This window comes from Ectopseudomonas oleovorans (assembly GCF_003052605.1).
GTDB lineage: Bacteria > Pseudomonadota > Gammaproteobacteria > Pseudomonadales > Pseudomonadaceae > Aquipseudomonas > Aquipseudomonas oleovorans_A.
Genome location: NZ_QASO01000057.1, coordinates 1 through 11,871 on the forward strand (window position 1 = coordinate 1; position 11,871 = coordinate 11,871).

The 11,871-nt window shown below is 61.9% G+C and carries 7 protein-coding genes; 2 read left to right on the forward strand and 5 right to left on the reverse strand.

From position 1 onward, the window contains the following. Together DBO86_RS10150 and DBO86_RS10155 are read left to right on the forward strand one after the other, a co-directional pair. Positions 1 to 7,112, forward strand: a 7,112-nt coding sequence (locus tag DBO86_RS10150) for a DUF5801 repeats-in-toxin domain-containing protein (RefSeq protein ID WP_146173193.1), incomplete at its 5' end; no start/stop codon positions are given. A gap of 152 nt (positions 7,113 to 7,264) precedes the next feature. After that, a complete protein-coding gene (locus tag DBO86_RS10155) occupies positions 7,265 to 7,606 on the forward strand; it encodes a tryptophan synthase subunit beta (RefSeq protein WP_104730017.1) in 342 nt (113 codons plus the stop codon). Positions 7,607 to 7,699: 93 nt separating this feature from the next. Here the strand turns inward: DBO86_RS10155 and lapD are convergent, their stop codons facing one another. From lapD to DBO86_RS10180, 5 genes are all read right to left on the reverse strand, one after another. Beyond that, a complete protein-coding gene (gene lapD, locus DBO86_RS10160; RefSeq protein ID WP_108233607.1) occupies positions 7,700 to 9,646 on the reverse strand; it encodes a cyclic di-GMP receptor LapD in 1,947 nt (648 codons plus the stop codon). Between the two features lie 12 nt (positions 9,647 to 9,658). Further along, the gene (gene lapG / locus DBO86_RS10165) at positions 9,659 to 10,339 is read right to left on the reverse strand and encodes a cysteine protease LapG (protein ID WP_108233608.1); all 681 of its coding nucleotides are present in this window, start codon (positions 10,337 to 10,339) and stop codon (positions 9,659 to 9,661) included. A gap of 152 nt (positions 10,340 to 10,491) precedes the next feature. Continuing rightward, positions 10,492 to 10,890, reverse strand: coding sequence for a YbaN family protein (locus DBO86_RS10170; RefSeq protein WP_003461611.1), 399 nt, complete (start codon positions 10,888 to 10,890; stop codon positions 10,492 to 10,494). A gap of 45 nt (positions 10,891 to 10,935) precedes the next feature. Then, positions 10,936 to 11,520 (reverse strand): UPF0149 family protein, encoded by a 585-nt coding sequence (locus DBO86_RS10175; protein ID WP_074861309.1) that lies wholly within the window; start codon positions 11,518 to 11,520, stop codon positions 10,936 to 10,938. Between the two features lie 168 nt (positions 11,521 to 11,688). Then, on the reverse strand, positions 11,689 to 11,871 hold a 183-nt coding region (locus tag DBO86_RS10180), incomplete at its 5' end, for an HNH endonuclease signature motif containing protein (protein ID WP_146173180.1).

Consider the following 11,871-nt stretch of genomic DNA (forward strand, 5'->3'; position numbering starts at 1 on the left):
TGGTCAACCCGGACGGCAGCTACCTGTTCACCCTGCAGGGCCCGCTGGATCATCCGGAGGCCGATGGCATCGACGCGGAAACCCTGGGCGACAACAGCCTGGCGCTGGATTTCTCCGGCCTGCTGGTGGCCACCGACGGTGACGGCGACCCGCTGGCTGATGGCTTCGACGCCGGCAGCTTCGTCATCGATATCGAGGACGACGTGCCGGTACTGGTCGGCGCCCCGGGCGAACGGCCCATCGTGGGCGGCCTGGTGCATGAAGACGCGTTGGACAACGGCAACGCCGAAGGCGGCGATCAGACCTTGACGGTCGAAGGCGATGTCGGGGCGCTGGACGCCCTGGTCAACTTCGGCGCCGACGGCCGCGGCGGCTTCCAGCTGAGCACCGCCCCGGGTGCGCTGATCGGCCTGCAGGACCTGGGCCTGACCTCGGGCAACGTCGAGCTGTTTTACGCCGTCTCGGCCGACGGCAGCACCCTGACGGCCACGGCCGGCGAGGGCGGCGCACCGGTGTTTACCCTGCTGGTCAACCCGGACGGCAGCTACCTGTTCACCCTGGAGGGCCCGCTGGATCATCCGGAGGCCGATGGCATCGACGCGGAAACCCTGGGTGATAACAGCCTGGCGCTGGACTTCTCCGGCCTGCTGGTGGCCACCGACGGTGACGGCGACCCGCTGAACGACGGTTTCGACGCCGGCAGCTTCGTCATCGATATCGAAGATGATGTGCCGACGCTCAACGAACCCAATCCGCAGCTACCTGCTGTGGGGGGCACTGTGCACGAAGACTTGCTGAGCGAACCGCATGCGGGTAACCCCGACGGTGCGTTGCAGACACTGGTGATCAGCACTGCCACTGGTGGCGGAAGCCTTTCCGCCCTGGTGTCGTTCGGCGCCGATGGCCCCGGTGAGTTCAGCCTGGTGGATGCCGAGACGGCAGAGAGCTTGCTATGGGCGCAAGGCCTTACCTCCGGCGGTGAGCCACTGGAATACGTGGTGACCAAAGAGTGCGATGGCAGTGGCAATCTGCTCAGTACCACGCTCACGGCCACTGCTGTAGGAGGCTATACGGTATTTGAGCTGGTGGTGAAGGCCAACGGCGACTTCAGCTTCGAACTGCAGGGACCAATCGACCATCCGCTGAAAAATGGTGATGACAACGAGCTCTGGTCGTCGGACGGTGCCTTTGGCATCGACTTCACCCAGTTGCTGGCGATCACCGATGGCGATGGCGACCCGCTGCAGATGCCGCAGGGTGCTGGCGGCCTGTTCGTGATCAATATCGAGGACGATGTGCCGACCCTGAGTCTAGGGGTCAATAAGCAAGCGTTGGTTCAGCTGGAAGTGGCGCTGGACGAAACCCGTGGCAATCATGATCGTTACGCCGCCAACGATAACCAGAGCCAGGGCTACGTGAACGACGACAATGGCGCGTTGGCCAAGGTCACCACTGAGCTTGCTGGCGGCTTGACCTCGCTGTTCACCATCGGTGGGACAGCCGGGGCTGATGGCGAGGCTTCACTCAGCGGTACGCTGAGCTTCTCCGGGGTGCCGCCCCTGGGGCTGGCCACCACCTTGTCGGCCACCCATGGCGGTGCCATCCGTCTGTTCGTTGACCCGGCCAACAGCCAATTGATCAAGGGTGTCGATGCCTCTGGCGATACGGTCTTCACCATCGCCATCGTCACTGTCGATGGGCAGCCGCAACTGCAGACCACGCTGTTCGAAGCGATCCGTCATCCGGACAACGATCAGCGCTTTGACGAGGCGGTCGATCTGTTGATCAAAGACCAGGGCTCGTTGCAGCTGCAGTATCAGGTTACCCGTGTCGACGGTGATGGTGACGCGGTGACCCGTACCGCGAAGGTCGAGCTTGCTGGCGGCAATTCGTCCTACTTCTCCTTCCAGGACGACGGCCCGAAAATCACCAAGTTCGAGCTGCAGCACGGCACCAAGCTGTACGTCGACGAATCGGTGGGCAGCACAGGTTCCAGCCAGAACGAGAATGGTCATGTCGCGCCGAACGACGAGCAAGGCCATGGTGATGTGCTCGGCTACGCTAGCATCGACGGCAAGGATCTGTTCAAACTCACGGTGGATGCCGGTTCGGATGGCCAGGACACGTCGCGTACTCGTTTCGAGTTGAATCTGAGCAAGGACGGCGTGGACTCTGGGCTGGATGCTACCGCCGGCGGTGATATTCGCCTGTACAAGGATGCCGACGGCAACGTGCTGGGTGTGGCCAACGGCGTCACGGTATTCAAGGTCAGCGTCAATGCCGGCAGTGGCAGTGTGACTCTCGTGCAATACGAGGCCATCGTCCATGGCAATACCAGCAATCATGACGAGCTGGCGTTGATTCGCGCCGGTGTGCTGAAGCTCGGCGTGACCGTCTATGACAAGGATGGCGACTCTCACAGTGCCAGTCTGGATCTGGGCAAGGTAGTCGGCTTCGAGGACGATGGCCCCTCAGCGGGCATCACCAAGGCCGCCTACGCGTTGGACGATGAAGGCCTACCTAATGGCATCAACGGTGGTGAGGGCGACGTAACAGGGGCGAACACCACGGTCTCCGGCACGCTGGTATTCGACGCTGGCTCTGATGGTCTGCGTGGCATCTCGCTGTCCGGGCCGAGCGTGTTGGGCACCGAGAACGTTACCTCGACCTGGAACGCCGACAGCAAAACGCTGACCATCAGCAGTGCCGAGCGCGACACGCTGGTGACCGTGGTGCTGACCGATCCGGCGCTCGGCAAGTACCAGCTGAAGTTGCATCAACCCCTGATGCATCCGGCTGGCCAGGACGAAAACGACATCAAACTGCAGATCGGCTACACCGTGACCGACGGTGATGGTGATACCGCCGTGGGCAAGCTGGTTGTCACGGTCAACGATGACACCCCGACCATCCAGGCCATGCAGCCGGGCTTCGAGTCGCAGGCCACCTTCCTCGGCACCGATGCCGGCTATCACAACAGCTACGGCTATTACTCGCGAGATGCCGAGGGCAATCCATCCGTGGGCAAGGTGATCTGGGCTGATGTGAAGGCGCAGGCGACAGGAGCCACCTTCGATCTGGATGGGCTCGACCCGAGTGAGGTCGGTTTCTTCATCATCCCCAATGGCGCCGCCAATGTTGGTTTGAGCAATGGCGCCGAGCTGACCTTCCAGCAGGACGCTGATGGCAACTGGCAGGCCTTGCTGGCTGGCGTGCCACTGACCGGTGCTGGCGGTTCCAACGTGCTGTTCGATCGCGCAGAATTCAACCCGGGCGGCTCGCACCTGCAGGACAACGCCGCACCCGGCAACCAGAACTGGGAGGACGTGACCAACAATCCCGACTACGACTACAACGACGTCAATACCAATGTGACCTGGGGCATGCCGCTGCAGGTGGACGAGACCTATCTGGGCACGCCGGATGCAACGGTCAGCCGCAACTTCAGCTCGGCCTTCAACGCCGAGTATGGTGCCGACGGCCCTGGTTCTCTGGTCTACGAGTTGGTAATCAAGTCGCCGAACTCCGGGCTGGTCGATACCGAGAGCGATGAAGCGGTCAAGCTGGTGTTCAACGGCTCGGTGCTGGAAGGCCGTACCGAAACCGGTAACGAGCTGGTCTTCACCCTGAGCGTCGACGCCGCAGGATTGGTGACCCTGACGCAACTGCGGGCTGTGGTTCATCCCACTGCCCAGCCGGATGAGTTGCATCTGCTGGGCAGTGACAAGATCGGACTGCAGGCCACCATCACCGACGCCGACGACGATCAGGATTCGGCCAGTATCGACCTGGGTAAGGTACTGGGCTTCCGTGATGACGCACCGATGGCGGTCAACGATGGGATTGCCGGTGAGGTCTCACGTTCTGCAGTCGATCAGGTCGTCGGCAACGTCAATGACCTCACCGGCAACGACAGCTTTGGCAACGATGGCAGGGCTAGCGTCTCGCCGGTGCAGATTATCGGCCAGGGCAGCCAGGGCGGTACGCTGGTCATTGATACCAGCGGCAATCTGGTCTACAGCGCTGGCAGTGGGGCCAGCGCCGGTACGGAGGTGTTCACCTATCAGATCACCGACGGTGATGGCGACGTTTCCACGGCCACCGTGACCCTCACGCTCGGTGGCAACGACCCGGTCGGTGGTCAGGCTTCCGGCAGCGTCGACGAGGATGGCTTGACCCATGGGCTGACCGGAGGCCCCAACGACCTGGCTGGCGAAGCCACCACGGCCAGTGGGGCGCTCGGTTATCAGGTGGACAGCTTCGGTGGTTTCGCCTGGGATGCCAGTGGTCTTGGCAGCCTGTCTTCAGGCGGTTCGGCGCTCAACTATCAGCTCAGTGCAGATGGCAAGACGCTGAGTGCGTACGATGCCGGTGGCAATCCGGTCTTCACCCTTAGCCTGACCAATTCGGATACTGGGCAATACAGCTTCAAGCTGTTCAAGCCACTCGACCATCCGGCACCAGATGTCGATGGTACGGCAGACGAGAACGACCTGAACCTGGCCTTCTCCTACAAGGTCTGGGACTCCGCTGCGCCTTCGGCTCCGGCCACGGGTAGCCTGACGATCACGGTGGATGATGACTCGCCGGCCACGCCCGATGACATCGCCAAATCCGCCAGTGAGCCGCAAGGCATCCATACCAACCTCATGGTGGTGCTGGATCTGTCCGGCAGCATGGACGACGCCCCGTCGGGTGTCAGCGGTTTCAGCAGCAAGCTGGCGCTGGCCAAGGATGCCGTGCAACGTCTGATCGACAGCTACGACAACCTCGGCGACGTGATGGTACGTATCGTCACCTTCTCCAATACGGCCAGTGCCGTGGGCAATGTCTGGATGACGGCCAGCGACGCCAAGGCCTGGTTGACCGCGCTGGCCAACAACGCCGGCAACGGTGCGACCAACTATGACGATGCCCTGATCAAGGCGATGAATGCCTACGACTCGTCCGGCAAGCTCACCGGCGCAGGGGTACAGAACGTTTCGTACTTCCTCTCCGACGGCCAGCCGACGTTGTCCAACGCCAATCCGGGCAGCAACAACAGTGGCAGCCAGTACAACCCGGAACTGGGAGATGGTATCGGCGACAGCGAGGAGGAGGACTGGATCGCCTTCCTCACGGCCAAGGACATCAAGTCCTATGCGCTGGGCATGGGGCTGGGCAGTGACCTCGACAAGACCTTGCTCAACCCCATTGCCTATGACGGCAAGGCGGGCGTCAACACCGATGGCATCCTGGTCTCCAACCTCAATCAGCTCAACGACACCCTGCAGGGCACGGTGACGGGGACGGTGATCTCCGGCAACCTGATCAGCGAAGGCAGCAATGGCTTCGGTGCCGATGGCCCGGGTTTGCAGCCGATTGCTGCGATCACCCACAACGGTGTCACGTATACCAGCGAGTCGGCTGCCTACGATGCCGCGAGCCATACGCTGACCTTCACCACCGTGGGTGGCGGCTCGTTCAGCGTCAACCTGGTCACCGGGGTTTATACCTACAACTTCAACGGCGATGTCGCCGAGGATGTGACGGATACCATCCGCTACACCCTGATCGATCGCGATGGCGATGCGGTGTCCGCCGACCTGAAGCTGACCATTACCGACAGCAGCGAGGTCTATGCCTACGACAACTACAACCAGGCCATCGTCGGGCAGAAATGGGTCACGCCCGACCCGGTATCCCAAGTCCTGGCGAATTTTTCCACAACGGTCAACCCGGCTTCGTCCGGGCCCAACTACAACCCCTGGATATTCGATACCACCGACAACGGCAACGTGAGTGACAATGAAACCACGGTGATCACGCAGGCCAATGTCCTGGATGTTTCGGGTAGCAAATGGGGCGTGACTGCACTTGGCTCGTCCAATGGCGTCAGTGTGCAGAGCCGTGCCCTGCAGCTCGTCGACAGCGACCGTAAGCCCGATGTCAGCACCAAGGCCGCCACGCCGACTTTCGAGGTGGCCGAGGGCAGCACGGCCAAGGTGTCTTTCGACCTGGGCAGTATCAGAAACTTCAGCAGCAGCGGTTCGGGCGATCAGTTCCGCTGGACGTTGTACAAGCAGGATGGCAATAGCTGGACGGACGTTCAGAGTGGCACCCATGCCTCCAACAACTCGACTACCGTCACCAGCAACAGCGTGGGCGAGGGCACTTATCGCCTCTATTTCGAGGTCAATGATCGCACCAATAACAGCAGCAGCTTCCGTGTCCGGGTGGACAACATCACGCTGATCACCGTGGCAGCCGCGATGCTGGTCGACACGGCCACGGCGGTAGCGGGCAACGTGCTGACCGATGCCAACAACTACCTCTACAGCGACCATCCATGGGGCGCGGTGGACAGCAAGGGGAGCGAGGGGGCGACGCTCAGCGTGCTGGACAACGGCAGCTTCGTCGCCGTGGGCACCTCGAAAACTATCGACGGGCAGTGGGGCAGCTTGCTGTTGCACAGCGACGGCTCCTACACCTACACACCGGATCCCGACTACGCCAACCTGGGCAAGGAAGATGTCTTCACCTACCAATTGACCCAGCCTGATGGCGATGTCAGCACGGCGCGTCTGGTAGTCGGTATCGGTTCCAGCGTTGCGGTGCAGCCCACTGTGGTGATGGGCCATGAGGGGCTCAACGACACCTTGCTGGGTAGCGAAGGCAGTGATGTGCTGCTGGGGTTGGGTGGCAACGATACGCTCCATGGTCGGGGTGGTAATGATGGTCTGGAGGGCGGTGATGGCAACGACACCCTGATCGGCGGCAAGGGCAACGACATCCTCATTGGCGGTGCAGGCAACGACACCTTCGTGTGGAACGCCGATGATCGTGGCGGCAACTACCACGATATCGTCAAGGACTTCGGCAATGGCGCGGACAAGCTGGATCTGTCGCAGCTTTTGGTGGGTGTCAGCGATCCAGCCAGTGCTGATGTGTTGACCCAATACCTGAGCTTCGACTTCGTCAGCGATCCGGGTAGTACGGTGATCAACATCGCCAGCGCCGGAGGTGGCGCGCCGGTGGATCAGACCATCACTCTGGAGAACACCATCCTTTCCGGTAGCAACACTGCAGATATCATCCAGGGCATGCTGGACCAGAATCAGCTGGTCGCCTGAGGTGTGAGGGGAGGCCGTCAGCGCTGCGCTGGTGGCCTCTCAGGCAAAGGGAAATGCTTGTCAGAGTTTCCTTGGTTGGAGCACTCAACTAGAGTAAGCCCGCTACCCGTTCCGAGTAGCGGGCTTTTTTATGGCGTTTGCTGGAGGCAGCGATGGTTTACGTACAGCGCGATGCCGCGGGGCGGTTACTGCGGGTTGAATACGAGCCTTTCGAGGGAATGACGGAAAACCTGGCGGTCGAGAGCGACGAGTTGCAGGCCTGGCTGGAGGCCAAGGAGGAGGTCAAGGCGCGTCTGGACAGCCTCAAGCAGTCCGACCTGGAGCTCGTGCGCGTGCTGGAAGACGTAGTCAGCGTGCTTGTAGAGCGCGGCGTGATCCGCTACACCGACCTGCCCGAAGCGGCGCGGCAGAAGCTCGACCAGCGTGCCATCGCGCGAGCCGAGATCGAGGGCCTGAGCGGCCTGCTCGGCGACGACGAACACAATCTGGTTTAGAACCCCGCCTTTGTAGGAGCCGCGCCCCGCGGCGAAGCGGCCGGTGCGCCAACCGTAATTTTCAGAAACTACCCCCGGTAGGGGCTCCTGCAGCTATTGCTTGCCCCACGGCGCCGGTGCGCCGATCAGACGGCCCATGGCGCCGTGGATGCCCAGTTCGGTCAGCACTGCGAGTTCCTCTTCGGTTTCCACCATCTCGGCGATCAACGGCAGGTCGATGCTGTTGGTGGCGCGGAAGATCGCTTCGATGAATAGCCGCTTGTCGCCCTCCTGGTCGATGGCGCGGATGTAGGTACCGTCGATCTTCAGGTACGCCAGGCCCAGGTGGGTGAGGTTACCAATCAGGCTGAAGCGCCCACCGAAATGCTGCAGGCCCAGGTTGAAACCTGCCTCACGAATCGCCAGGCTCAGCGTTTCCAGCTCGGCGGGTGGCGGTAGGTGGCGTTCATCGATTTCCAGCGTCATCAGGTGCGCTACGTCTTTGTGCCTGTTCAGCGCCTCGAGCAGGCGCGCTTTGTCCTGTTGATTACGCAGGGTCGCGGCAGACAGGCTCAATGCCAGGGGGCGAGGATGTTGCGTCAGGTGCTCCAGGCTGTGTTCGAGCATCGTCAGGTCGAAGCGCGCGGCCCAGCCCAGGCGCTCGATCCAGGGCAGGAAGCGCCCGGCCGTGATGGCTTCTCCAGCTGGATCAAGCAGGCGTGCGAGGACCTTGTGCTGCATGAACCTGCCCGTCGCGCATTCGGCTACAGGCTGGAAATACAACTGCAATTTGCCCAGGCTCAGCGCATCGTCGATCCAGCCGCGCCAGTCGTGCAGGCCCTGAGTGGCCTGGGTGGTGAAGTCGTCGAGGCGTTCCCAGCACCTGTCGGTGTTGCTCTGTGCCTGAGCCAGAGCCTGATCGGCGCGACTCAGCACTGCCGCGCTCTGTTCGCCGGGGCGAAAGGCGGCAATACCAATATGGGCAACGGGATCGCAGTCACTGGCACCGGTCTGCTTCAGGCTGTTCAGGGCTTCGCTGAGCTCGCTGGCCAGGCGCTCTGCGTCTTCGCCATTGAGGCCGGGTGCAAGCAGCGTGAACTCGCCGCCGCGGTTGCGTGAGGCCAGCCATTGGCTGCGCCCCGGTAACGCCAGCAGTTGTTTGAGTTGATCGCCCAGCGCGGCGATCAGCGCGTCGGTGCGTTGGCCACCGAGGCGCTGGTTGAGGCCGCCCAGGTCGTTGAGGCGCAGCAGCAACAGATAGCCATCCGGATGCTGCTCGTTGATCACCAACTGGTTGCTCAGGCGTATGTCGAACTGACGGCGGTTGGCCAGGCCGGTGAGGCTGTCCTGGTAGGCTTCTTCGCGCAATTTCTCGCTGCGCGTGGCCTCTTCGGCGAACAGCGTCTTGAGCTTGTCGACCATCTGGTTCATCGCCAGCACCACACGTTTGAGTTCCGGTGTGCGTGGCACGCGGGGCAGGGTGAGAAATTCACGGCGGGTAATGGCCTGCGCCTGCTGCACCATGTTGTCCAATGGTCGCAGTTGGGTACGCAGCAGCCAGCCGCCGAGCACGGCACTGACCAGGCCGCAGAGCAATAGCCAGAGCAAGCTGCCTATGGCGCTGTCCCACAGGCGGGCGAGGGCGAACTGCGGGTGGCTTAGCACTTCGACCCGTGCTGCCTGCTCCCAGCCGCGCATGATCAATGCATCGCCACCCTGGGGCCGCAGATCGACCAGGTCGACGAACCAGCCGGGTACGTTTTCGGGTTTGATCTCGGTGCTGCGCTCGACGATCACGCTGTCGTCGGCGATGCGCACCACGCGGATGCTGGCGAAGTAGCCGCTGTCGAAGATCGAGCTGACCATCAGCTCGATCATCGCCGGGTCGTCCACGTGCGGCGTCATCGACAGCCCCAGCGCCGTGGCGGCGTCCTGGGCGTGCGAGCGCAGCTGGCTGATCAACTGTTCGCGTGAGCTCTCCACCCCGACGATGAAGCTGCCGGTGAAAGCCATCACCAGAAACAGGCAGATGGCGAGAAACAGTTGCTTGAGTAGGGACATTCCTCTTTCCTCCTAGCCTTCGCCGATGGCGAAGCCCTCCGCGCGCATTTTTTTCAGGATGTCCTGCCAGCGCGAGAGCTTCTTGGAGTCGCTCTTGCGCGTGTTCGAACCGGGCAGGTAGAGGCCTTCGGCATTGAAGGCGTACACCGGCAGCAGGTCGTTGCGTTGTGAGGCAGGGCGGATGTCGTTGATCAGGTTATCCAGTACCAACGGCTCGGCAGTGGGGCTGGAGTAGTAGGTCAGCACCATGTGCGCCTGGTTGTAATTCAGTGCCTTGACGTAGGTGATGCGCAGCTTCTCGCTGGGGATACCGAGGCGGCGCAGGGTGAAGTACTTGGCGATGGAGTAGTCCTCGCAGTCGCCTGCGCCCTTGACCAGCATTTCTACCGGCGTGGCCCAGTAGTCGTTCTCGCGCCAGAGCTGGATGTCATCGACGAAGCGGATGGTGCGGTTGAAGAAGCGATTGACCTCGTTGAGCTTGTCCGCCTCGTTCAGGCTGGCGCTGCTCTTGATCAACTCTTCCCAGTCGAGAATGCGTTTTCGTGCAGGGCCTAGGTTGCCGTAGCGGTTTTCCGCATTCTTCACGATCACGGCAAAGTCCCAATCGGCTACTGCCAGCGCGGCCAGCAGCCCGCCGCCGATCCACAGGATCAGCAGCCGCCACCGCCATCCCTGAACGCGCAGCTGTCGCATGGGGTCGTGGTCTCCTGGCTCGATTGGCAGAGTCTAGGTGAAGTATCGGCTTTTTGCCGGCCGCATCGTCAGAGTAAGAAGGCAGCGTCAAAAGCTTGTTGAAGAGGTGGCTGGTAGCCGTAGCCGAATGCAATCCGGAATGCGTTTAGCGCTCAGGGATTGGGCAGGGTCTTCTGCTTGAGGATATACAGGCTGACCAGCACCGCACTGCTGAGCATGAACGCGCGCGCCCAGGGCATGGGCACCAGATAGCAGGAGAAGCTTATGCTGACCCACATCAGCACCAGAGCATAGACCTTGCCCTTGAGCGGGATGCCCTGGCCTTCGAGGTAGTCGCGAATCCATGGCCCCAGGCGCGGGTGGGTGACCAGCCAGAGGTAGAAGCGCCGTGAGCTGCGCACGAAACAGGCCGCCGCCAGGAGCAGGAATGGCGTGGTCGGCAGTACGGGCAGGAAGATGCCGATGACCCCGAGTGCCACGCTTAACCAGCCAATCGCTAGCAGCATGTAACGGACACTGCGATGGCGGCTTGGCTGGATGTCACGCGGCATGGGCGGGTCTTGGCGGCAGCCGGGGGCGAGCCCCGGCTCATGGGGTCAGTGGCGAGGCTTGAGCAGTGCGGGTTTTTCTTCCGGAGCCTGGCACAGCAGGAAGAGAGCGGTCAGTAGCTCGGGAATCTGGTCGATCATGCTGTCCACCAGGTCGCGGTCGCGAGCGATCTCGGCGAACTCGGTCTGTTCGTCGAACAGACCGGAGCCGACCATGATTGGCAGCAGCAACTCGCTGACTTCGTCTTCGGCATCCTCGAACCACACGGCTTCACGCAGGAACACGCCTTCCATGAAACCGATGCACCAGCCGCGCAGGTCGGAGTCGTCCGGTTCTTCGCCGAGGTCCAGATCGCACGGCAGCTCCGGCTCTTCCTCACCGGCCAGTTGACGCGCGATATGGGCTTTCAGGTGAATCAGCGTGCTCTCGATCTCTTCGCGTTCGGCATCGCTGCGGTAGTGCGGCGGTTCGGCGAACAGCGCGTCGATCCACTCACGCTCCGGTACCTGATCCGGGCAGATGGCCAGGGCGGTCAGGTAACCGTGGGCGGCCACGTAGTCCAACGCCTCTTCGTGCAGCTCATCGGCATCGAGAAAGGCTTGCAGGCGGGACAGTTGCTCAGCGAAGGACATCGTGGGGTTACCTTGAGGCTTAGGGGATAAGTCGGGTAGGGATAGGCCATTGCTGGCTCATCCCCCCCTAAGAACCGTACGTGCGGCTTTCACCGCATACGGCTCAAGCTTACGAAAAACCAAGTAGCTTGGCCGGCAACGTACGAAGTGTTGCGTCGGATTCTACAGCTATAAGCCGCTGAATCGTAGAGTTACCTCTTGGCGCTGGCTGTGAACCAGCGCGTGGCAGTTGGGATGAAGCAGGGTGCGATTACGTAAAGTATCCGAACCGCCGTCCACACGCCTGATGACGTGGTGATCGTGCCAGCCCGTTTCCTTACTCACCGCTTGCCCGCAAAGGGCACAAAGCCC

Excerpts from the sequence above, each read along its gene's own strand:
- DBO86_RS10155 (WP_104730017.1), top strand. The coding sequence starts at position 7,265 with ATGGTTTACGTACAGCGCGATGCCGCGGGGCGGTTACTGCGGGTTGAA.
- lapD (WP_108233607.1), bottom strand. The coding sequence starts at position 9,646 with ATGTCCCTACTCAAGCAACTGTTTCTCGCCATCTGCCTGTTTCTGGTG.
- lapG (WP_108233608.1), bottom strand. The coding sequence starts at position 10,339 with ATGCGACAGCTGCGCGTTCAGGGATGGCGGTGGCGGCTGCTGATCCTG.
- DBO86_RS10170 (WP_003461611.1), bottom strand. The coding sequence starts at position 10,890 with ATGCCGCGTGACATCCAGCCAAGCCGCCATCGCAGTGTCCGTTACATG.
- DBO86_RS10175 (WP_074861309.1), bottom strand. The coding sequence starts at position 11,520 with ATGTCCTTCGCTGAGCAACTGTCCCGCCTGCAAGCCTTTCTCGATGCC.